This is a genomic window from Streptomyces sp. NPDC058620 (genome assembly GCF_042717135.1).
GTDB lineage: Bacteria > Actinomycetota > Actinomycetes > Streptomycetales > Streptomycetaceae > Streptomyces.
The window spans coordinates 15,788-37,787 of the sequence record NZ_JBHXQO010000059.1 but is presented as its reverse complement, the minus strand read 5'-3'; the positions used below and the strand labels follow the sequence as shown (position 1 = coordinate 37,787).

Below are 22,000 nucleotides of genomic sequence, written 5' to 3'. Positions count from 1 at the left end.
TCAACCCGCCACCCTGTGGATACCTCATCCTCTCGTGATACCGCAGGCAGACACCCCTCGTCAGCCCTTATGACTTCACGAGTTCAATCTCAGTAGTACCAGTAGGGGGAGACGCACCGGCACCCCACCAACCCGCTGACCGGCACGTACTCTGGACATCTTTGTAGGCAACTGTCGGCATGAAGGTCCCTGAAAAGTCCCTGACGTGACGCCGGTCGGACCTGCCTGTGCCAAACCCGCAGGTCACACCCTTAATCGAAAGCGGCCCACATGTCCGTCAAGTACAAGGAGACGGCGCGCGGCGGGCTCGCCGTGAACATCATCGAGTGCTGAGGGGAAAGTCCCTGGAACCTCCCAGGACAGTCGGAGGGGGCTCCGGACCGGCCGGAGCCCCGCCCCGGGTCAGCTGGTGGGGAAGCTGTCGGGGGTGCTGATCCGGTTCTTGAGCAGCGCCCCCGATTCGGTCAGCACGCCGCTGCTGCTGTAGTCGCCGCCGTCGCAGGTGCCGGGCCGGAATGCCGCGCTGCTCTCGGAAGCGTCGGAGTAGGTCCAGTTCGCGTAGCCGATCTTCAGCCGATCGAGCAGGTCCAGCCAGGCCGTGGTGCTCGCCCGGTCCATCGCTCCGCCGCCGGTGGCGCTCACCGTGCCGAACTCGGTCACGAACAGCGGCAGCCGGGAAGCCGCCCGGCTCAGCGTGGTGCGGTAGGCGTCCTTGTGGCTCGCGGCGTAGAAGTGGAACGCGTACATGATGTTGGTGGCATTGACGGGATTGCTGACGACCTCGCTCTCGTTGGAGCCGTCCGAGACCCCCAGCGAGGACCAGCCGCGGGTGCCGACGATGACGACGGCGTCCGGGTCGGCGGCCCGGATCACCGGGATGACCTGTTCGGCGTAGCTCTTGATGGCCGTCCAGCTCACGCCGTTGGGCTCGTTGGCGATCTCGTAGATCACGTTCTTCTTGCCGGCGTTGCGGGCCGCGACGGACGCGAAGAAAGTCTTCGCGCGGTCGAGGTTGTGGTTCGGGTCGCCCGGCGTCAGGGTGTGGAAATCGATCATTGCGTACATGCCACGCGCCTCGGCCATGTCGACGAGGCCGTTCACACGGCTGGTGAAGCCCGCCGGGTCGGTCTCGTAGCCGCTCTCCTGTACGTACATGGCGACGCGCAGCAGGTCCGACTTCCAGTCCTTCGCCAGCGCGTCCACGGACGCGCCGTTGTAGCACTTACTGAACCACTGGATGCCGTGCGTACTCATCCCCCGCAGCTGTATGGGGCGGTTGTACTGGTTGCACAGGTTCACGCCGCAGACCTGAACCTGTCCGTTGATGTCCAGGGGGGTTCCGCCGCCCGGGCCGGGCGGCGGGGTCTCGTCGACGGAGCCGGTACAGGCGACGCCGTTGAGCGTGAACGCCGTGGGTTTCGGATTGGCGCCCGTGAAGGAGCCCGTGAATCCGATGTCGGCCGCCGCACCGGTGGCCAGCGTGCGGTTCCAGTCGAGGCCGACGGTGGTGACCGCGGAACCGGACTGCGACCACGTGGCGTTCCAGCCCTGGACGAGCTTCTGCCCTGCGTCCGGCATGGCGAACTTGAGCGTCCACCCGGTGACGGGTTCACCGAGGTTGGTGATCTTCACTCCGGCCTGGAAGCCGCCGTGCCACTGGCTGGTGACCGTGTACTCGACCTTGCATCCGGCGGCAGCCACCGCCTGGGGGCTGAACAGGGCTGTGAGGCCCAGGATCGTCGCGCAGGTCGCCAGTAGTGCCAGAAGGCGTTTCACAGCATTCCTCCTCGTACGCAGTGGGAACGACACGCCGGCCTCGGCACGGGCCCGTGTCCGGGTCGGCCGCTCATCGTCCTGATGTCGTCCCGCAGGCCCGGTCGTTCAGCCTGAAGGCCCTCGGGTCGTTCACGAGGCCGGTGGACCGGCCGTTGAAGCCGAACCGCACCGTCCCGCCGGGGGCGAGAGTGAGGTTCCAGCCCAGCGCTTCGGCGCTGGTCCTGGGACCGCTCTGCCGAACGTCGGCGCCCCATGTGTCGGTCACCCGCTGCTGGTCGGCGAACGTCCAGTCGAGCCGCCAGGGTCTGATGGTCAGGGCGCCGGTGTTCTTCACCACGACCTGAGTGGTGAAGCCACCGTCCCAGCGGTGCGAGGTGTAGGTGACCTCGCACCGGGCCCTCGCCGGAGCGCCGCTGCCCAGGTCGTCCACGTAGGACGCGACCCAGGCGAGCGGGGCGTTCCAGTTGATGGTGATCTCGTTCGTGGACCAGGACTCGATGTCGTCGATGTAGCACATCGACGGTGCGCAGCCCCGCAGTTCGGCTTGCGCGACCGGGTCCTGGATGGCGTCGTTCGGGCCGCCGGCCAGGGACCCCGGGGCGGGATGCGGCAGGGCCGGGTCGAGCTGGTTGGCCCAGAACCGGTGGTGCTGGTTGCGTGAGTCCCGCTCGCCGTATCCGGTGATGTAGGACTGGTTCAGCGCGTTGCGGCCCAGCAGGTAGTCCATTCCGCGCAGTACTGCGTCACGGTAGGCGGTTCTGCCGGTCAGGTCGTGCGCCGAGCCGAGGACGACCATGTTGTTGGCGACCTGGCTGTTCGAGCCCCAGACGAAGTGCCCGTCGTCGGGCGCATACGGAAGGCCGTACGCGGCCCGGGCCGAGTCGGCCGCGTATCCGTCGGCGGCTTCGGTGACCATGCCGCGCACCGTGGTGAGCTGGTCGGCGGACAGCTTTCCCGGCACGGTCGAGAGGTTCAGGGCGCCGAGCCCGGCGACCGACCCCCAGGACATGCCGCCGCGCGGGAAGACGGCGTCGGTGTCGCCGTGCAGCGGGGAGCGGAGGACTTCCTGGCGGTACGCGTCCTCGCCGGTGGTGAGGAAGAGCTCCGCCGCCGCCCAGTAGAACTCGTCCCGCACGTCGTTGTCGTTGTAGGCACCGCCGCCCGTGCCGTCCTGGGGGTCGGCGAGGATGTCCGGGTGGGCCTTGGCCGCCGTCCACGCCGTCCGCGCGGCTTCCCGGCACTGTGTGGCGAAGCCCGCGTCGTAGACCTGGAAGAGGCGGGCGCACTGGGCGGCCGTGGCCGCCAGGTTGAGGGTGGCCGCCGTGGTGGGCGGATGCAGTTCCCGGGGCTGGGGGTCACGGTCCGGCCGGGTCGGCAGCCCCGTCCACTCCTTGTCGTGCAGCTTGTGGTGGGCCATACCGGCCAGCGGCTTCCCCGCGGGCACCTGCATCCTCATCAGGAACTCCAGCTCCCAGCGGGCCTCGTCGAGGATGTCGGGAGTGGCGTTGCCGTGCTCCGGCAGCCTGAGCGCACCGTCACCGAGCGGCCCGGCGTCGGCGTTCTCCTCGTACAGGGTCCGTTCGAACGTGGACATCAACTGGGCGACGGATATTCCACCGTTGACGACGTATTTGCCGTGGTCACCGGCGTCGTACCAGCCCCCCGCCGCGTCGAGGCGGTAGTCGCAGACGCCCGGCTGGCAGGGCACGTCGTTGTCGCCCTGATTGGGACTCACGCCCAAGTGACCGGCCGGCCGCGCGTACTGCTCGCCCACGATGTCCGCGTCGATCTCGATGCCGCTGCGGTTGTGGTGGAAGTACGCGAGCGCGTCGGTGCGCAGCGACGCGTAGAGGTCGTCGCCGATGGCGAACGGCTCACTCTTCTCCCCCGCGACCGTGACGGTGTAGCCCTCCCCCGGCGTGGTCACCGCGCTGAAGTCGAAGGTGTGGACGTGTTGCCGCGAAGCGGTGTCCACGCTCGCGGGAGTGGTGGTGCCGCCTGCCAGGCGCGTCCCGTCGGCCGAGTCGAGCGTCCAGGCCTGCGGGCCGGTCTCCCCGGTGACGAACGTGCCGCCCTTGGGGCCGTGGGTCAGGTATCCGACCTGGTTGACCCGGACCGGCGATCCGGTGTCCGGTTCGTACGGCGGTGGCGCGGTCCCGCCGCGCAGCGAGACGTCGTCGACGCAGAAGGTGAGCGCCTCGGCGCCGCCCCCGATCTGGAACACGAGTTGTGCGGCCTCGTGGTCGGCTCCGGCCGTGAAGGTCTCGGTGACGCGTTCGGCGGTCGTCCCGACCGGCTGCGCGGTGGCGAGTTCCGTGGTCCACGGTTCGGTCGCCCTCTGCACGTTGGCGCGAATGGTGACCGGCACGGTGGACGTCGCCGTGTAGCTCAGGGTGTATCCCTCGCCGGCGGTGAGGGCGAGCCCGCTCTGCCCGACGATGGCGTCCCAGGCATTGGCCGTGCCTGCGGGTACGTCGGCGCAGAGGCGTCCGTCCGAGACTGCGACGGGGCTGTTGGCCGTCGACCACCAGGGGGCGGTGCCCGTGGAGAAGTCCCCGTTGACGATGACCTCGGGGGCCTCGTCGGCGGGTTCCGCCGCGCCTGCGGGTGCTACAAGGCCGCCGGCCAGCAGCCCGGCGGTGGCCGCCACGCCCAGTAACAGACGCGCACGTCTGGAGCGGCCCGATCGGCGGAACATACGGGACAGGCGGGGAGGGAGAGGCTGATGTCGCGGCACACCGAAGTCCTTACGGGAGGGGAAAGGCACGCAGTGACTGGAACACCGGCGTTGCGTCCGGTGGGGCGGAACGTAAGTGGGAGCGCTCCCAATCTCGTGGGTCGCGAGACACGCCGTCAAGCTGTTGGACAGCATTCACCGACCCGGACCTTCCTCGGCGGAATCCGTTCGTCACATTCTGTTCCTGATGGGTTGTCAGGGACACGGCGAAACACTTACAGTCCCCTACGAACCAAAAAGTGGGAGCGCTCCCAGACATGTGAGACGGGCGCTCCCGATTCCCTGATCGCCCATCCGGTCATCCTCCCAGAGAGGCCCCGCATGCGAGCGCTACCACAAGGCCCCAGTACCGTGCGCAGCCTGCTCAGCGCGCTGCTCATCGCTCCCGCCGCGGCCGGCCCGACCTCCGGGGCCGTGACGGCGACCGTCCTCGCGCGCCACGCCCGGATCGTGGCAAGGGACCGGCCGGACGTCCGGCCTCCGGGGCGCCTGCAGCGGCGCGTTGGCCCAGCCGTCCGGGTCCGGCCTCAACGGCACCGGCTTCGCGCGATCTGATCCGCACACCATCCGGCGCCCGCCCCACCGCACCGCCGACCGGCGAGCGTCGCCTCGCGGTGCGCAGCGCCCTACGTCCGCCCGCGCATCGTCAACTCCGGCATCACAGCGGCCGTATCCGCCCAAGTGACCGCCCGTTACCACGTCCCCGGGACGCCGGCGCGCCCGGCGCCAGGGCCTGACGCGCCTGCGCCGCCGCCGCCGAGGACACCGGCGTCATCCAGCCGGAACGGGAACCACGTACGACTGGTCCGCCTGCGGCGCACCGTGCTCCTGGTCCACGCACGCCACCCAGACTCCTCGCCCGTCAGGCGGGCGCCTTCCCCGGAAGGGCGAGGGTTCCATCACCGGACGGTGACCGCAGGAGACAGACCCCACCGGAAGACAATCCCCACACAGGCACAGGAGACACCATGGCTCGACGCAAGAAGCAACTTGTTTCCCTGGCGGCGGTGCTCGCGACGCTGCTCGGCGGGATCGCCCTGACGTTAATGGGCCAGGGCAACGCCCAGGCGCACGGCGTGACAATGACGCCGGGATCGCGTACCTACCTCTGCTGGCTGGACGCCAAGACCAGCACCGGCGCCCTGGACCCGACCAACCCGGCGTGCAGGGCCGCGCTCAACGAGAGCGGCGCGACCGCGCTGTACAACTGGTTCGCCGTGCTCGACTCCAACGCGGGTGGGCGAGGAGCGGGTTACGTCCCGGACGGAAAGCTGTGCAGCGCCGGTGACCGGTCACCGTACAACTTCACCGGTTACAACGCAGCCCGCGCCGACTGGCCTCGGACGCACCTGACGTCAGGGAAGACCATCCAGGTCAAGCACAGCAACTGGGCGGCGCACCCGGGCTCGTTCCGGGTGTACCTGTCCAAGCCCGGCTACTCCCCCAGCACCGAACTGGGCTGGGACGACCTGGAGCTGATCGAGACCGTCACCAACCCGCCGCAGACAGGCTCGCCGGGCACGGACGGCGGCCACTACTACTGGAATCTGAACCTGCCATCGGGCCGTTCGGGTGACGCGGTGATGTTCATCCAGTGGGTTCGCTCGGACAGCCAGGAGAACTTCTTCTCCTGCTCCGACGTCGTCTTCGACGGCGGAAACGGCGAGGTGACCGGCATCCGCGGCTCGGGCGGTACTCCGACTCCGGGCCCCACGCCTACACCCACGCCGACGCCCACGCCGACGCCCACGCCGACACCGACGCCGACACCGACGCCATCCGACCCGCACACCGGATGCATGGCCGTCTACACCGTGACCAACTCCTGGAGCGGCGGCTTCCAGGGTTCCGTCGAGGTCATGAACCACGGCACGACGGCGCGCGAGGGCTGGGCCGTGAAGTGGACACCCGGCGCGGGCACCCAGGTCAGCAGCGTGTGGAACGGTGCGCTGACCACGGGGTCCGATGGCACGCTCACCGTCAGGAACCTCGACTACAACCGGACCATCCAGCCGGATGGCAGCGTCACCTTCGGGTTCACGGCGACATCGGCCGGCAACAACTTTCCGGTCGGCTCGATCGGCTGCGTCACTCCGTAGCCACTGAGGGAAGCAGCGCCGGTTCCCGCATGTGCGGGAGCCGGCGCTGTCGTGTACGGACACGTCCCCGCCCCAACTCGGCGTAGGGTCACAGGAGTTACCCGAATGCTCAGAAACGTTCAGGTGTTCCTGACGATCAAGCAGTTTCGGTCACAAACCGCTTCCGTCAGCCGTCGTCAAAGGGTTCACTGGAGGTAACGCAAGGTGACGCGAGTGGTCCCGACAGCTCGCGCATACGGCTCCGTGCCCCGGGCGCCCGGCGGAGGGAAGAGGACCGCGATGACCGTCCTACCTCGTACGGCGCCCCTCTGGCCCGGACCGATGCGCCTGGAGCACCCTCTCGCCGACGAGCCGGCACCGATGCGTGAATTCGATCAATTCCCCGTTCGTATCGTTCATCCGCATCGTCTCGACGAGGGGCACCAATGAGCCAGATTGTGTTGCCGGCGTTTCATATGCCGTTCCAGAGCGCAGGGTGCAATCCAGGCATGGAGCTGACGAGGAAGGCCGCCTGGGAGTGGGCGGAAGCCAATGATCTCCTGCTGTCACCGGTGGCCAGGAAGAAGATGCTGAGAACGCGGCCGGAACTCTGGATATCTCTCATCTTTCCGTCCGCATCGCAGAAACATCTCGACCTCTTCTGCCAATGGCTCTTCTGGGCCTTCCTGGTGGACGACGAGTTCGACGACGGCCCCGCCGGACGCGACCCGCGGATGTGCGAGGAGGCGATCGCCCGCCTCGTGGACGTGCTGGACGGCGCCGTGCCGCACGGCCCGATGGATCGGGCGCTCGACGGGCTGCGGTGGCGAACCTGCCAGGACCGTTCTCAGCGCTGGATCCGCCAGTTCCGCCGGGACACCGTCGCCTGGCTGTGGACGTACTACGCGGAGGCCGTCGAACGGGCCGCCGGACAGGTGCCGAGCCGGGCCGACTTCATGAAGCACCGCCGGGACTCGGTGGCGATGCAGCCCTTCCTCGATCTGCACGAGATCACGGCGGGAATCGACCTCCCGGAGTCCGCCCGCAGTCTTCCCGCGTATATCGCACTGCGCAACGCGGTGACCGACCATTCTGGCCTCTGCAACGACATCTGCTCCTTCGAGAAGGAGGCTCTGCTCGGTTACGAGCACAACGCCGTCCGGCTCATTCAGCGGGACCGCAGATGCACACTCCAGGAAGCGGTCGACGAGGCTGGAATTCAGCTGGCCCGCATCGCCGAGCGCGTACAGCGGGCTGAAAGGGAACTTGCCGAGGAAATATACGCGGCGGGTATCGACGGCGGAACCAAGGCCGCCCTGGAGCGCTGCGTCCAGGACTATCGCGGACTCGTCCGGGGCGATTTCGACTACCACGCACGGGCGGAGCGGTACACCCGTCCCGATCTGCTGGAGCTCGACGAACGGGAAGCGATGTCCGGGTACTTCGCAGCCTGACGGCACCGGCAGCCGGACAGTCGGAAGCGGTCAGATCCGGTCGCGTTCGATTCGTTCCGGTCCGATCGGCAGGTGGCGGTCGGACCGGGGCTCCTGACGTCGACGGAGCGTGCTGTCGCAGACGGCCGGCCGCCCGAAGTCGTGATCTGCTGGGGAGCGAAGCGGCACATCGGCCGTCGTCCTGCGAAAGGGCTGATGCGCACCATGCCCGAGACCCGGGTGGAGACTCCGCCACTGGTCGCCACCGCCCACGGCACCGTGCGCGGGACCGTCGAGCGGGGCGTGACGGTGTTCCGCGGCATTCCGTACGCGGCCGCGCCGGTGGGCGCCCGGCGCTTCCGGGCTCCGGAACCGCCCGAGCCGTGGGAAGGGATCAGGGACGCGGTCGCGTTCGGCCCGACGGCACCCAAACGGGGGTACGCGCCGCCGCTGGACCGCTTGCTGCCGGACCCGGAGGTGGCGGGCGACGGCTGCCTCAACCTGAACGTGTGGACGCCGTCGGCCGGCGCGCGCGGGCTGCCCGTCCTGGTCTGGATCCACGGCGGCTCGCTGCTGCACGGCTCGTCGGCCGTTCCGGTGTACGACGGCGCAGCGTTCGCCCGGGACGGAGTGGTCCTCGTCTCGGTCAACTACCGCCTGGGCATCGAGGGGTTCGGCGTCCTCCCCGACGCGCCCGCCAACCGGGGGCTGCTCGACCAGCTCGCGGCGCTGGAGTGGGTGCGGGACAACATCGCGGCGTTCGGCGGCGATCCGGACCGGGTGACGGCCGCCGGGGAGTCGGCGGGAGCCGTGAGTATCGGTGCGCTTCTCGCGGCGCCCCGGTCGGCGGGCCTGTTCCGGCGGGCGGTGCTGCAGAGCGGCAGACCCACGGCACTCTCCCCCGAGGCGGGGCGGCGCACGACGGAGCTGATCGCGAGACGTCTGGGTGTCCCGGCGACGGCCGTCGCGCTGGCCGCGGTGGACCCCGGGCGGCTGCTGGACGCGCAGACCGGGGTGACGAGCGGCGGTTCCCCGCTGACCGGCGGGAACTCCTTCCAGATCGTGGTGGACGGCGCGCTGCTGCCCCGCGATCCGGCCGAGGCCCTGCTCGACGGGGCCGCCCACGACGTCGATCTGCTGATGGGGGCGAACAGCGAGGAGTACCGGCTCTGGTTCGTGCCCAGCGGACTGACGACAACGCTGGGACGGCTCCGACTGCGCCTTGCTCTGCGGAAGTTCGGAGTGCCGGGCGCCACCCTCCGTACGTACCGCGGCAACCGCCCCCGGGCCACGCCCGGCGAGCTGCTCGGCGCCCTGGCGACGGATCTGCTGCTGCGGGTCCCGCTCAACCGGCTGGCCGACGGCCGCACGGGTGCGCGAGCCGCCACCCATGTCTACGAGTTCGGCTGGCCCTCCCCCGTGCAGCGGCTCGGCGCCTGCCACGCGTTGGAGATCGGCTTCGTCTTCGACACCCTGGACCGGCCCGGCACGATGGCCCTGACCGGCCCCGACGCCCCACAGGGGCTGGCTGACGCGATGCACCGCGCGTGGGTACGGTTCGCGGCGTCCGGCGATCCCGGCTGGCCGGTCTGGGACGCGACCCGGCCGGTGATGACGTTCGGCCCCGGTGAGCCGTCGGTGGTCCTCGCCCCACGCCAGGACGAACTGTGCGGCTGGGACCCGTACCGCCGCTGACGGGGGAGAGCCGCGTCCGGCGGCCCCCCGGCCCTGCGGCCGGGGGTCCTCCAGGCGGTCAGGCCTTGTTCTGCGCGGCCCAGAACTCGTCGAAGGTGAGCAGACCGTCACCGTTCGCGTCGTTGGAGTTGATGATCGCCTGCGCCACCGTCTCGGTGACGAACGGGTCGCCGAGCTGCGCCATCGCGCTCTTGTACTCGCTCGCCGTTATGAGGCCGTCGCCGTTCTGGTCGAACCGGTCGAATGCCTTGCGTGCCGACTCGATGTCCGCCACTGTTCCGCCCCTTCGTAATGCGTCACTGACGGGGGTCAGATTATCGGGCGTATCCGGTGGCCCGAGCGGCGGCCAGTAAACGATCATGGAGGTGGTCCCGCCGCGGGACGGGCCGGGGGCTGACCGAGGAGTCGACCGTCATGTCCAGTGCACTCGCGGGGGTATTGGCGGCCGCGGCGCGCGGGGAGTTCCCGTCGCCGGACGGCTCCACGACCGTGGTCGCGCAGCCGGGAGCGCGGGATGCCGGAGTGCTGGCACTCACCGCGCACTCGGTGGTGTTCACCGACGAGGACCCCGAGTGGGTGCGGTCCACGCTGGCGGCCACACCCGGCGATCCACTGGCCGCGACGATGCATCCGTACTTCCTGAGCACCTTGATGGCCCGCAGCGGGCGCGGCATGAACACGATCGATCTGCTGACGGTGGCCGACGCGCTGCCGGGCGGGCCGGAACCCGGGCTGCGGGAGATCGTCGATCCGGACCACCCGAGGGTGGCGCGGGCGAGGAAGTACCGCGACGAGGTGCGCGTCTGGGCGGCGGACGGCGGGGTGGTGATCCTCGGCCGCGGGGTGGCGGGGCGCTGGGAGGCCGGGATCGAGGTGGACGAGGCGGCGCGGGGCCGCCGTCTCGGCGAGTGGCTGGCCCTTGCGGCCCGGCGGCTGGTGCCGGACGCGGTGGTGTGGGCCCAGCAGTCGCCGGGGAACGCCCGCAGCGTGCGTACGTTCCAGGCGGCCGGCTTCCGGCCGGTGGGCGCCGAGGCACTGCTGACGCCGCTCACGGCCGGTCATTGAGCAGATGATCAATGAATTACACGACCGCCCCCATGGTTATGCACCGAAAGCCAGGCGGGTGACCCAACACACCTACGATTTATTTGCAAAATGAGCATGTGCGTCAGCATTTGCCCGGATTGCGACTTTGGCACCAGGGTCGCCGGTCTGCCATAGTCGTTGCCACGACCCCCATTGACCCGGGCCAGGTCGTCCATAGCGGCCGTGAACACACCCCCCATTTCACGGCCCCCCACAGAGGCCCCCGACGCGCCGCACAACGGCTGACCGGGGGCTTCTGTGCGTCCGGACGCGATGACGGAAGGGGGGGCACGCAGAGGCGGGGCGAGAGCCGGGCCGGGTCAGCGGTCGGAGATCCGCATCTCGAACCAGGTGGTCTTGCCGCGCGGTAAGAGATCCACTCCCCACCGGTCGGAGAGCTTGTCGACGAGGAAGAGTCCGCGCCCACTGATATCCATCTCCCGGACGGGCATCAGACAGGGCAGCCCGCGCGAGGGATCGCGCACCTCGATCCGGATCCAGCCCCGGCGGCGCAGCATCCGCAGACCGAAGACCCGGGCACCGGTGTGCCGGACCGCGTTGCCGACGAGTTCCGAGACGAGCAGGACCGCGTGCTCGGCGATCAGCGGAGAGAGCGCCCACTGCCGCAGCACCACGCCCGAGGTGAGCCGGCGGGCGGTCGCCGCGGACTCCGGATGCGAGGGCAACCGGACCTCGTCCTCCGTCGGGTTCCCGAACAACTCCAGCGCCTTGAACGCCTGTTCGTCCTCAACGGCCGATGTCCAGCGTGCCGCGGTTGCGCTGCTGCGCGGTCGCGGCTGTTCCACACCCTCCAGGCCCGCCATGCCCACCATCATGGCCGCACGGAGCGGGTCCCGGGGCCGTTCCCGGGGAATCGTTCCCCCGGAATCATCCGTTCCGCAGGTGCGGGTAGGCATATGCCCCTGGCAGAGCGCCCGCTCACACGGCCCACCTGACCTGCGGAAACACCCTCCGAAGCGGGATGTGCCGCACCGGTCGGGCTACTGGGCCTTAAGGTTCTCTTAAGGCCCAGCTAATCCGCCCGCATGGATGAACGCACGACACTCCGTGCCCAACTTGCGTTCGGTCAGAGGAACTTGGCTTTGCCCGGGCCCTCCTCCACGAAGCTGCGCATTCCGCGCTCCCGGTCCTCGGTGGCGAACAGACCTGCGAACCAGTTCCGCTCGATCGTGAGCCCGGTGTCGATGTCGGTCCCCAGGCCCGCGTCCACGGCCTCCTTGGCGGCGCGCAGCGCCAGCGCCGGCCCCTGGGCCAGCCGCGCGGCCCACGCGTGCGCCTGCTCGTAGACCTCGGCCGCGGGCACCACCCGGTCCACCAGACCGATCGTGAGGGCCTCCTCCGCCTTCACGTGACGGCCCGTGAAGATGAGGTCCTTGGCCCGGGACGGGCCGACCAGCCGGGCGAGCCGCTGCGTGCCGCCGGCGCCCGGGATCAGGCCGAGCAGGATCTCCGGCTGGCCCAGCTTCGCGTTGTCCGCGGCGATCCGGAAGTCGGCGCAGAGCGCCAGCTCGCAGCCACCACCGAGCGCGTAGCCGGTGACGGCGGCGACGACGGGCTTGGGGATGCGTGCGACGGCGGTGAAGGAGTCCTGGAGCGCCTTGGACCGCACGACCATGGCCGCGTGGTCCATCGCCTGCATCTCCTTGATGTCCGCGCCGGCGGCGAACACCTTCTCGCCGCCGTAGAGGATCACGGCACGCACGTCGTCGCGGCGGGTGGCCTCCTCCGCCAGCTCGCGCAGACGGTCCTGGGTGGCGACGTCCAGGGCGTTCATCGGCGGGCGGTCCAGCCGGATCGTACCGACGTTGTCGCTTACTTCGAGGGTTACGGTCATGGGAGGCAGGTTAACCGGCGCTAACGACAGCGGGGCCGGTGCTGTTGGTCACAGCACCGGCCCCGCTCCGTCGGACGAAAGGACCTACGCGGTCCACTCCGACCAGGCCATGTTCCAGCCGTTGAGGCCGTTCTCCGGCTGGATCGTCTTGTCCTTGGAGTTCTTCACGATGACCACGTCCCCGATGAGGGACCGGTCGAAGAACCAGGCGGCCGGGGTCTGGCCGTCGTATCCGCCGCGCACGTCGCGCAGACCGACACAGCCGTGGCTCGTGTTGGTCGTGCCGAAGATGCCCGAGCCGCCCCAGTAGTTGCCGTGGATGAAGGTGCCCGAGGTGGACAGGCGCATCGCGTGCGGCACGTCCTTGATGTCGTACTCGCCGCCGAAGCCGACGGTGTCACCGTTCATCCGGGTCACCTTCAGCTTCTCGCTGATGACCATCTGACCGTTGTACGTGGTCGTCGCCGGGGCGCCCGCGGAGATCGGGATGTCCTTGATCTGCTTGCCGTCCCTGACCACCTTCATCCGGTGGGTACCGGCGTCGACCGTGGAGACCTGGCTGCGGCCGATGGTGAACGAGACCGTCTTGGCCTGCTTGCCGTAGACCCCAGGCCGCCCCTCGACACCGTCGAGGTCGAGCCGCACGGTCACCTTGGTGCCCGCCGCCCAGTACTTCTCCGGGCGGAAGTCGAGCCGGTCGTTGCCGAACCAGTGGCCCGCCACCTCCACGGGCGGATCGGCCGTCACCCGGATCGCGTTCTCCACGGCGTCCGGGTCGGTGATCCCCCGGGTGAAGTGGATCGACACCGGCATGCCGACGCCGACGGTCGAACCGTCCTCCGGCGTGTACTGCCCGATGAAGGTGTTCCGCGGAACGAGCGTGGTGAACGTGGTGTCCTTCGCCGACTCACGCCCCTCGGCGTCCTTGGCGACCGCGTGCACCGCGTACTTCGTCGCCGCGGCCAGATGCCGGTCCGGGACCCAGCTCGCCCCGTCCGCCGCGATCTTGCCCTCGACCTCGTTGCCCTTGGGGTCGGCGACCTTCACCGAGCTCAGCTTGCCCTTGGCCGCCGAGACCTTCAGTGCTCCGCTCGTCGCCACGGAGTCCGCGCCGTCCTCCGGCGCGATGGTCACGACCGCCTGCGAGGCGCTCGTGTCGGCTGCCTTCGGCCCGTCGTTCTTCCTGGGCTCGTTCCCGCTCCCGGCCGCGTCCCCGCCGCAGGCGGTGACCAGCAACAGCAGCGCACCCAGAACCAGAGCCAGGAGTCCGGACCCCCCGCGCCCGCGCCGTCCGCCGCCCGTTCCGGCCGATGCCCCCCATATGGGCTGCCCGTTCAATGTGGTTGTCTCCCCTCGCACGGCCCGGCGACCCGCCGGAACCCGCACCCCCGCGCGCTGAACATGCACGCCCGGCGCTAGATAATCACACCGGAAGCGGGGAGTGCTCCCTTACGGATGTCACCGTTCAGTCCCAACTTGTCCGGGGACATGCGCAGGTGGCGCGGGGTGCGGCGGAGCCGGGGGCGGGCCGTGTGTCAGCGCAGGGCGGAGCCCGCCTTCCACGCCCTCCAGCCGAGGTTCCAGCCGCTGAGACCGTTGTCGGGTGCGACCTTCTTGTCGCGGGAGTTGACCACCTCGACCACATCGCCGATGAGGGTCCGGTCGAAGAACCAGCCGCCCGGGGTCGCCCCGCTGCCCCCCTTCACATCGCGCAGGCCGATGCAGCCGTGGCTGGTGTTGAGGGAGCCGAAGGTGTCGGACGGGGCCCAGTAGTTGCCGTGCAGGAAGGTGCCGGACTCGGTGAGCCGGATGGCGTGCGGAACGTCCTTGATGTCGTACTCACCGCCGAATCCGACGGTGTCACCGTTCATCCGGGTCACCTCGTGCAACTCCGTGACCACCATCTTTCCGTTGTACGTGGTCGTCTTCGGGGCGCCCGCCGTGATCGGCACGGTGCTGATCAGGTCGCCGTCACGGCGTACCTCCATGGTGTGCTCGGCCGCGTCGACCAGGGACACCTGCGAACGGCCGACCGTGAAGCCGACCCTCTTCCGCTGGCTCCCGAACACCCCGGGCGCGCCCTCCACATCGCGCAGTCCCACGTCCACGGTGACCTCGGTGCCCGGTTTCCAGTACCTCGCGGGACGGAAGTCGAGCCGGTCCTTGCCGAACCAGTGGCCCACCACCTCCACCGCCGGCTCCGCGGTGACCCGGATGGCCTTCTCCACGGCCGCGCGGTTGCGGATGGGGCGGTTGAAGGAGAAGGACACGATCATCCCGGTGCCCACCGTCGAGCGGTTCTCCGGCTTGAAGTACCCGATGAAGCGGTGCTCGGGAACCACCGTGGTGAAGTCGGTGTTGCGTGCCGAGCGGCGGCCCGCGGCGTCCACGGCCACCGCCTCGACGCTGTACTTCGAGGCGAGAGCGAGCCGGCCGGCGCCGCTCGCGGGGGCCCAGGAAAGCCCGTCCTGCGAGATCCGGCCCGCGATCACCTCCCGCTGGGCGTCCTCAATCCGGGTCACCTTCACCCTCTCCAGCCGCCCGTCGGGGACCTTCACCTCGATCCGGGTCCCCGGGCCGACGTTTCTGGCACCGTCCTGCGGGGAGATCCGGATCGCGTCGAGGTGCGTGCGGGGCTTGCCCCCTCCGATGACCGGCCTTCCGTCGGTGCAGCCGGTCAGTACGGCCAGCACGGTGAGCAGTCCTGCCCATGTCAGCACGGCGGCCGAACCCGCCCGTGCCCTTTTCGCTTCGTGGTTCACGCACCCCCAACGATCAGGGCCGCTCGGGGGAAACGTGAGTGCGGGGCCCGCCCTGGGCAGAACAGAGGGAAGGACCCCATCGGGAAGGCCGCGGCCGGGACGTCGTGAGCTCCCTCGCCGGTGCCGGTCCGAACGAGCCGCGGGAGGCTGAGAGGTGTCGAGCGCAGCCGAGCAGGAGACAGTGCAGGAGCCGGTCGGGAAGGCGGTGCAAGGGGATTCAGGGGGCCCTGGGACCGACCGGGCCCCGGAGGTCACGGACCCCGTCACGGCCCCCGGGGAAGCGCCCGTCGCCCCGGTGGCGAACGGCCACCGTGCCGGGGCCGTAGCCGTTCGCGGCGCATCCCCCACACCACCCGTATGGCCGGGGGCTCCCATGCCGCTCGGTGCCCGCTTCCGGGTGGGCCCGGACGGAGTGGCGGGGACGAACTTCGCGCTCTGGGCGGGCGGGGCGGAGTCGGTCGACCTCTGCCTCTTCGACGAACAGGACAACGAGACGCGCTGCCCGCTGACCGAGCTGACCCACGAGATCTGGCACGGCTTCGTGCCGGGTGTCCGGCCCGGCACGCGCTACGGCTACCGGGTGCACGGCCGCTGGGACCCGTGGACCGGCGCCCGCTGGAACGCGGCGAAGCTGCTCCTCGACCCGTACGCACGGGCGGTGGACGGCTCCTTCACCCTGCCGTCGGAGGTGTACGGCCATGTGCGCGACTGGCCGCAGCAGCACGTCGCGGACACGGTGCGCGACGACCGCGACTCGGCCCCGTTCGTCCCCAAGGGTGTCGTCGTCCATGACGACGACGACTGGGTGGAGGACCGGCGTCCCAAGACGCCCTGGGCGGACTCCGTCATCTACGAACTCCACGTGCGCGGCTTCACCGAACTCCACCCGGACATCCCCCCGGAGCTGCGCGGTACGTACGCCGGCCTCGCCCATCCGGCGGCCATCGGCCATCTGCAGCGGCTCGGGGTGACGGCGGTCGAGCTGCTGCCGGTGCACCAGTTCGCGCACGAGGACCATCTGCTGCGGCGGGGGCTGCACAACTACTGGGGCTACAACTCCATCGGCTACTTCGCCCCGCACGCCGACTACTCGGCGAGCGGCACCGCGGGCCAGCAGGTCGGCGAGTTCAAGCGGATGGTGCACGCCCTGCACGACGCCGGGATCGAGGTGATCCTCGACGTGGTCTACAACCACACGGCGGAGGCGGGCGAGCTGGGCCCGATGCTGTCGCTGCGCGGCATCGACAACCGCGGCTACTACCGCCTCCAGGCCGACGCCCGCAGATACGCGGACTACACCGGCTGCGGAAACACCCTGCACGTGGTTCAGCCGCAGGTCCTGCGGCTGATCACCGACTCGCTGCGGTACTGGGTGACGGAGATGGGCGTCGACGGATTCCGCTTCGACCTGGCGGCGGCGCTCGCCCGCTCCATGCACGACGTCGACATGCTGTCCCCGTTCCTCGCGGTGATCGCCCAGGACCCGGTGCTGCGCCGGGTCAAACTGATCGCCGAGCCGTGGGACGTCGGCAACGGCGGCTACCAGGTCGGCGCGTTCCCCCCGCTCTGGACCGAGTGGAACGACCGCTACCGCGATGCCGTGCGCGACTTCTGGCGCGGCGCCCTGCCCGACGTCCGGGACCTCGGCTACCGGCTGACCGGCTCCAGCGACCTGTACGCCTGGGGCGGCCGACGGCCGTACGCCTCGGTCAACTTCGTGACGGCGCACGACGGCTTCACCCTGCGCGACCTGGTCAGTTACGAGCAGAAGCACAACGAGGAGAACGGCGAGGGCAACCGCGACGGTACGCACGACAACCGCGCCTGGAACGGCGGAGCCGAGGGCGAGACGGACGATCCCGGCATCAACGCGCTGCGCCGCCGCCAGCTGCGTAACCTCCTCACCACGCTGCTCCTGTCGACCGGTGTCCCGATGCTGGTGGCGGGCGACGAGATGGGCCGTACGCAAGGGGGCAACAACAACGCGTACTGCCAGGACAACGAGGTCAGCTGGCTGGACTGGTCGCTGCTGGACCAGCCGGAGTGGCGCGGGCTGACCGAGCTGACCGCCCGGGTACTCGCCCTGCGCCACACCCACCCGGTCCTGCGGCGGCGGGCCTTCTTCTCGGGCCGCGCGCAGGCGCCGGACGGTCTGCGCGACCTGGCGTGGTTCACCCGTGAGGGCAGGGAGATGACGGAGCAGGACTGGTACGCGCCCGCGGCGACACTCGGCCTGTACCTGTCCGGGCGGGACATCCCGGGCCGGGACGCCCGCGGCGAACAGGTGACCGACGACAGCTTCCTGACGATCCTCCACGCGGGCGACGGGCCGACCGGTTTCACGCTCCCGGGACCGCCCTGGGCGACGACGTACGAACTGGTTCTGGACACTTCGCTGGAGGACCAGTCGGCCGCCCCGGGAACCCTGCACCCGGGCGGCACGGTCCTGACGGTGCCGGGACGGGCGGTGCTGCTGCTGCGGGTGGCTGCGTGACGCCGCGAAGGGCGGACGGGCGCCCCCGCGCGGCGGCGCGCGGACCGGATGCGGCGCGAAAAGGACATGAGAGATGTCAGTGGTGAACCGTAGGCTCGCTTCTGATGCCCGAAACACTTGCAGAGCACACGGACCGGTCCGCCGTGCGCTCGTTGCTGCGCCTGTGGCCCTATGTCCGTCCCATCCGCGTCCGGCTGTTCAGCGCGGCGTTCGTGGCGATCCTGGCCTCTTGCCTCGGGCTCGTGATCCCGCTCGTACTGAAGTGGATGGTGGACGGTCCGGTCGCCGGCCGTGACCCCGGCGGCGTGTGGCTGGGGGCGCTGTACCTGCTGCTGCTCGGGATCGCCGAGGCGGGGCTCTTCGGCCTGCGCCGGTGGCTCGTGGCGCGGCCGCTCGCGGGGGTCGAGGCGTCGATGCGCGCCGACCTCTACCGGCATCTGCAACGGCTGCCCGTGGCCTTCCACGACCGCTGGCCGTCGGGGCAGCTGCTCTCGCGCGGGACCACGGACCTGATGCTGCTGCGGATGTTCCTGGCCTTCCCGCTGACCTTCCTGGTGGTCAACGCGACCACGATCCTGGTCGGTTTCATCATCCTGTTCGACCAGGAGTGGTCGCTCGGTCTGGTGCTGCTCGCACCCGCCGTGCCGCTGGTGATCCTCTGCTCGCTCTTCGAGACGAAGTACTCCGTGGTGGCGCGCAAGGCCCAGGACCAGGTGGGTGATCTGACGACGGTCGTCGAGGAGAGCGTGCTCGGCATCCGGATCGTCAAGGGCTTCGGCCGGCACCGCAGCCAGGCCCTGGCCTTCCGCGAGCTCTCGCAGCGGCTGCGCGGTACGGAACTGGGCAAGGCCAGGCTGCTCGCCGGGATCTGGGCCCTCATCACCACCATTCCGGAGCTGGCGATCGGTGCGGCGCTGGTGCTCGGCACGGTCCAGGTGGCCGACGGCGCGCTCTCCGCGGGCACGCTCGTGGCCTTCCTGTCGACGGCCCTCGCGCTGCGCTGGCCGGTCGAGTCGATCGGATTCCTGCTGGCGATGAGCCAGGAGTCGGCGACCGCGACCGAGCGGTACTTCGAGGTCATGGACGTGGCGGAGGAGCGCGGCGCCGACGGGGACGGCCGTGGCCGTGAGACCGACGAGCCCGGCATGGTCTTCGAAGGCGTGGAGTTCCGGTATCCCGACGCCGAGCCCGGTTCCGCGCCCGTACTCGCGCATATCGATCTGCGTATCCGCCCCGGCGAGACGATGGCCCTGGTCGGCGCCACGGGTTCGGGGAAGACGACGCTCACCGCGCTCGTCCCCCGGCTGCACGAGGTGACCGCGGGCCGGATCATGCTGGACGGCGAGGACATCGCCGGTATGGCGCGGCCGCGGCTGCGCGAGCTGGTGTCGGTGGCGTTCGAGGAGCCGACCCTCTTCTCCGCGACCGTCGGCGAGAACGTGCTGATGGGCGCCGAAGGGGCGGGCGAGGAGGAGCTGCGCCGCGCCCTCTCCGTCGCGCAGGCCGACTTCGTGTACGGCCTTCCGCACGGTCTGGACACCCAGGTCGGTGAGCAGGGGCTCAGCCTCTCCGGCGGTCAGCGGCAGCGTCTCGCGCTGGCCCGTGCCGTCGTCGGCCGTCCCCGCTTCCTGGTGCTGGACGACCCGCTCTCCGCCCTGGACGTGCACACGGAGACGCTCGTCGAGGCGGCGCTGCGGCAGGTGCTGGAGCGGACGACCGCCGTGGTCGTGGCGCACCGCCCGTCGACCGTGATGCTCGCCGACCGGGTGGCGCTGCTCTCCGAAGGCCGGATCAGCGCCGTCGGCACGCATCAGGAACTGCTGCGCACCAACGCCGAGTACGCCTGGCTGATGTCGGGTGCGGCGGAGCCGGAGCTCCCGCAGGACGCTCCGGCCGCCCCCGAGGACGCCACTGCCGAGGAGGGCAGCACCCGATGACCAGTGCCACGACCGACGGACCCGCTCTCGCCGGCGAGGGCCTGCCGCCCGAGGAGCCGGGGCGGGCTGGACCGGCCGGTGATCCGTTCGACCGGGACGCCCTGCCCGCGCCGCGTGGCGCGACCCGTGCGCTGCTCGTCTCCCTGCTGCGTCCGCTGCGCGGCCGGGTGTGGGTGGCCGCGCTGTTCCTGGTGCTCCAGCAGGCGGCCGTCCAGGCGGGGCCGCTCCTGGTGGCGTACGCCATCGACACTGGCGTACCCGCGTTCCGCGACCACGACTACGGGCCGCTGGTCGCCGTGGCCGCCGGATACGCGCTCTGTTCGCTCGGAGCGGGAATCCTCCAGTACGCGTTCATCAGGGGCTCCGCGCGGATCAACCAGGACGTCCTGCTCGATCTGCGCGGCCGGATCTTCCGCCACGCCCAGGCGCTGAGCGTGGACTTCCACGAGCGCTACACCTCCGGGCGGCTGATCTCGCGTTCGACCACGGATGTGGAGTCGCTGCGGGAGCTGCTGAGCGAGGGGCTCCAGGAACTGATCGGCGTGATCCTGTCGTTCGTGTCCATCTCCGTGCTGCTGCTCTGGCTGGACCCGGCCATGGGATCGATCGCGGTGCTCTCCTTCGTACCTCTGTATCTGCTGGTGCGCCTGTACCAGCGGCGGGCGGGGAAGGCGTTCGCCGTCCGGTCCACGGCGATCGCCTCGGTCATCGTCAAGTTCGCCGAGACGATGAACGGGATCCGTCCGGTCCAGGCGTTCCGCCGGGAGCGGGGCAACGACGCGGACTTCGCGGTGCTCAACCACCGTCACGAGCGGTCGAACGGCGACGCGATGCTGGAGATGGCGCGCTACGTCATCGGCTCCCGGCTGGTCGCCAACACGGCGGTGGCGGCGATGGTGCTGTGGGGCGCCTACCGCGTGGCGTCCGGGACGCTCGCCCTCGGGGTGCTGGCCGCGGCCGTGCTGTACCTGCGGCGGCTCTACGACCCCATCGACCGGCTCGGGATGTTCCTGAACTCCTATCAGTCCGCCGCCGCCTCGCTGGACAAGATCGCGGGCCTGCTGGCGCAGACGCCCACGGTCCCCGAGACGACCGATCCGAAGGAGCTCCCGGCCCTGACCGGTGAACACCCGGGCCGGGAGGTGACCTTCGACGGCGTGCGCTTCGCCTACCGCACGGGCGGCGAGGTCCTGCCCCGTTTCGATCTGACGGTGCCGGCCGGGCAGACCGTCGCCGTGGTCGGTTCGACGGGCGCGGGGAAGTCGACGCTGGCGAAGCTGCTGGCCCGTTTCTACGATCCGACCGAGGGCCGGGTCCTGCTGGACGGCACCGATCTGCGGGACCTCGCGACCGCCGAGCTGCGGCGGGGCGTGGTGATGGTGACCCAGGAGGCGTTCCTGTTCTCCGGGACGGTCGCCGAGAACATCGCGATCGGCCGGCCGGACGCGACGCCCGGGGAGATCGAGCGCGCGGCGAAGGCCATCGGCGCGCACGACTTCATCAGCAGCCTGCCCGACGGCTACGACACGGACGTACGGAAGCGGGGCGGCCGGATCTCCGCGGGCCAGCGCCAGCTCGTCGCGTTCGCCCGCGCCCTGCTCGCCGACCCTGCGGTGCTGATCCTCGACGAGGCGACGAGCTCCCTGGACATCCCGGGCGAGCGCGCGGTCCAGCAGGCGATGGACACGGTGCTGCACGGCCGTACGGCGGTGGTGATCGCGCACCGGCTGTCGACCGTGGAGATCGCGGACCGGGTGCTGGTGATGGAGCACGGCCGGATCGTGGAGGACGGGTCCCCAGCCAACCTCATTGGCGGCACGGGCCGGTTCGCCGGGCTGCACAGGGCCTGGCGGGAGAGCCTGGCCTGACCCGGGCCGGACCCGGCCCGAGGCCGGAGGGGACGGCGCGGAACGAGCCACACTCCGCGCCGTCTCAGCAGGTGGTCATCGGCCGGAATCCGCTGGGTCGTTCGAACACACCGTGTGGGCTTCGTACCCCCGCTCGCCCTGGTATCACCGGCTCCGTCGAACTCCGGACGCCATCGCGGCAATGATCGGGGAAACGTCCGCTTAACGAACATGGCCTTTCCGGCAGCGGACTATTTCCGGCCAAGTTATTGACGCGGTCCTGACAGGTACACACATCTG

Annotated in this window: 14 protein-coding genes; 7 read left to right on the top strand and 7 right to left on the bottom strand. The window is 70.2% G+C overall.

The window, feature by feature from the left end; translation table 11 throughout:
- Positions 1-402 precede the first annotated feature (402 nt).
- Entirely contained in the window at positions 403-1,776 is a 1,374-nt protein-coding gene (locus ACFWSK_RS32025) for a cellulase family glycosylhydrolase (RefSeq protein ID WP_383793914.1), read from the bottom strand.
- Between the two features lie 70 nt (positions 1,777-1,846).
- Positions 1,847-4,474: a glycoside hydrolase family 9 protein gene (locus ACFWSK_RS32020; RefSeq protein WP_383793912.1), complete on the bottom strand. Its 2,628-nt coding sequence runs from the start codon at positions 4,472-4,474 to the stop codon at positions 1,847-1,849.
- A gap of 1,007 nt (positions 4,475-5,481) precedes the next feature.
- Between ACFWSK_RS32020 and ACFWSK_RS32015 the strand changes: the two genes are divergently transcribed.
- The 3 genes from ACFWSK_RS32015 (at position 5,482) to ACFWSK_RS32005 (ending at position 9,719) form a co-directional block, all read left to right on the top strand.
- The gene (locus tag ACFWSK_RS32015; protein WP_383793909.1) at positions 5,482-6,612 is read left to right on the top strand and encodes a lytic polysaccharide monooxygenase; all 1,131 of its coding nucleotides are present in this window, start codon (positions 5,482-5,484) and stop codon (positions 6,610-6,612) included.
- A gap of 455 nt (positions 6,613-7,067) precedes the next feature.
- On the top strand, positions 7,068-8,045 hold the full coding sequence (locus ACFWSK_RS32010) for a terpene synthase family protein (RefSeq protein ID WP_383793917.1): 978 nt from the start codon (positions 7,068-7,070) through the stop codon (positions 8,043-8,045).
- A gap of 195 nt (positions 8,046-8,240) precedes the next feature.
- Positions 8,241-9,719 (top strand): carboxylesterase/lipase family protein, encoded by a 1,479-nt coding sequence (locus tag ACFWSK_RS32005; protein WP_383793906.1) that lies wholly within the window; start codon positions 8,241-8,243, stop codon positions 9,717-9,719.
- 58 nt (positions 9,720-9,777) lie between these two features.
- On the opposite strand, the gene ACFWSK_RS32000 is transcribed toward ACFWSK_RS32005, so the two are convergent.
- On the bottom strand, positions 9,778-9,993 hold the full coding sequence (locus ACFWSK_RS32000; RefSeq protein WP_382727670.1) for an EF-hand domain-containing protein: 216 nt from the start codon (positions 9,991-9,993) through the stop codon (positions 9,778-9,780).
- 140 nt (positions 9,994-10,133) lie between these two features.
- Between ACFWSK_RS32000 and ACFWSK_RS31995 the strand changes: the two genes are divergently transcribed.
- Complete coding sequence (locus ACFWSK_RS31995) at positions 10,134-10,784, top strand: GNAT family N-acetyltransferase (protein WP_383793903.1); 651 nt, start codon at positions 10,134-10,136, stop codon at positions 10,782-10,784.
- A gap of 341 nt (positions 10,785-11,125) precedes the next feature.
- Here the strand turns inward: ACFWSK_RS31995 and ACFWSK_RS31990 are convergent, their stop codons facing one another.
- From ACFWSK_RS31990 to ACFWSK_RS31975, 4 genes are all read right to left on the bottom strand, one after another.
- Entirely contained in the window at positions 11,126-11,641 is a 516-nt protein-coding gene (locus ACFWSK_RS31990; protein WP_383793900.1) for an ATP-binding protein, read from the bottom strand.
- A gap of 251 nt (positions 11,642-11,892) precedes the next feature.
- A complete protein-coding gene (locus tag ACFWSK_RS31985; RefSeq protein ID WP_383793897.1) occupies positions 11,893-12,660 on the bottom strand; it encodes an enoyl-CoA hydratase/isomerase family protein in 768 nt (255 codons plus the stop codon).
- Positions 12,661-12,744: 84 nt separating this feature from the next.
- Complete coding sequence (locus tag ACFWSK_RS31980; protein WP_383793894.1) at positions 12,745-13,998, bottom strand: Ig-like domain-containing protein; 1,254 nt, start codon at positions 13,996-13,998, stop codon at positions 12,745-12,747.
- A 197-nt stretch (positions 13,999-14,195) separates the two neighbouring features.
- Complete coding sequence (locus ACFWSK_RS31975; protein ID WP_383793891.1) at positions 14,196-15,422, bottom strand: Ig-like domain-containing protein; 1,227 nt, start codon at positions 15,420-15,422, stop codon at positions 14,196-14,198.
- A gap of 154 nt (positions 15,423-15,576) precedes the next feature.
- Between ACFWSK_RS31975 and glgX the strand changes: the two genes are divergently transcribed.
- From glgX to ACFWSK_RS31960, 3 genes are all read left to right on the top strand, one after another.
- Positions 15,577-17,916: a glycogen debranching protein GlgX gene (glgX, locus tag ACFWSK_RS31970; RefSeq protein WP_383793887.1), complete on the top strand. Its 2,340-nt coding sequence runs from the start codon at positions 15,577-15,579 to the stop codon at positions 17,914-17,916.
- 104 nt (positions 17,917-18,020) lie between these two features.
- Positions 18,021-19,853, top strand: coding sequence for an ABC transporter ATP-binding protein (locus tag ACFWSK_RS31965; RefSeq protein ID WP_383793884.1), 1,833 nt, complete (start codon positions 18,021-18,023; stop codon positions 19,851-19,853).
- Complete coding sequence (locus tag ACFWSK_RS31960) at positions 19,850-21,721, top strand: ABC transporter ATP-binding protein (protein WP_383793881.1); 1,872 nt, start codon at positions 19,850-19,852, stop codon at positions 21,719-21,721. Before ACFWSK_RS31965 ends, ACFWSK_RS31960 begins: the two co-directional genes overlap by 4 nt.
- Positions 21,722-22,000: the final 279 nt, after the last annotated feature.

Excerpts from the sequence above, each read along its gene's own strand:
- ACFWSK_RS32020 (WP_383793912.1), bottom strand. The coding sequence starts at position 4,474 with ATGTTCCGCCGATCGGGCCGCTCCAGACGTGCGCGTCTGTTACTGGGC.
- ACFWSK_RS32015 (WP_383793909.1), top strand. The coding sequence starts at position 5,482 with ATGGCTCGACGCAAGAAGCAACTTGTTTCCCTGGCGGCGGTGCTCGCG.
- ACFWSK_RS32010 (WP_383793917.1), top strand. The coding sequence starts at position 7,068 with ATGCCGTTCCAGAGCGCAGGGTGCAATCCAGGCATGGAGCTGACGAGG.
- ACFWSK_RS32005 (WP_383793906.1), top strand. The coding sequence starts at position 8,241 with ATGCGCACCATGCCCGAGACCCGGGTGGAGACTCCGCCACTGGTCGCC.
- ACFWSK_RS31995 (WP_383793903.1), top strand. The coding sequence starts at position 10,134 with ATGTCCAGTGCACTCGCGGGGGTATTGGCGGCCGCGGCGCGCGGGGAG.
- ACFWSK_RS31990 (WP_383793900.1), bottom strand. The coding sequence starts at position 11,641 with ATGATGGTGGGCATGGCGGGCCTGGAGGGTGTGGAACAGCCGCGACCG.
- ACFWSK_RS31985 (WP_383793897.1), bottom strand. The coding sequence starts at position 12,660 with ATGACCGTAACCCTCGAAGTAAGCGACAACGTCGGTACGATCCGGCTG.
- ACFWSK_RS31965 (WP_383793884.1), top strand. The coding sequence starts at position 18,021 with ATGCCCGAAACACTTGCAGAGCACACGGACCGGTCCGCCGTGCGCTCG.
- ACFWSK_RS31960 (WP_383793881.1), top strand. The coding sequence starts at position 19,850 with ATGACCAGTGCCACGACCGACGGACCCGCTCTCGCCGGCGAGGGCCTG.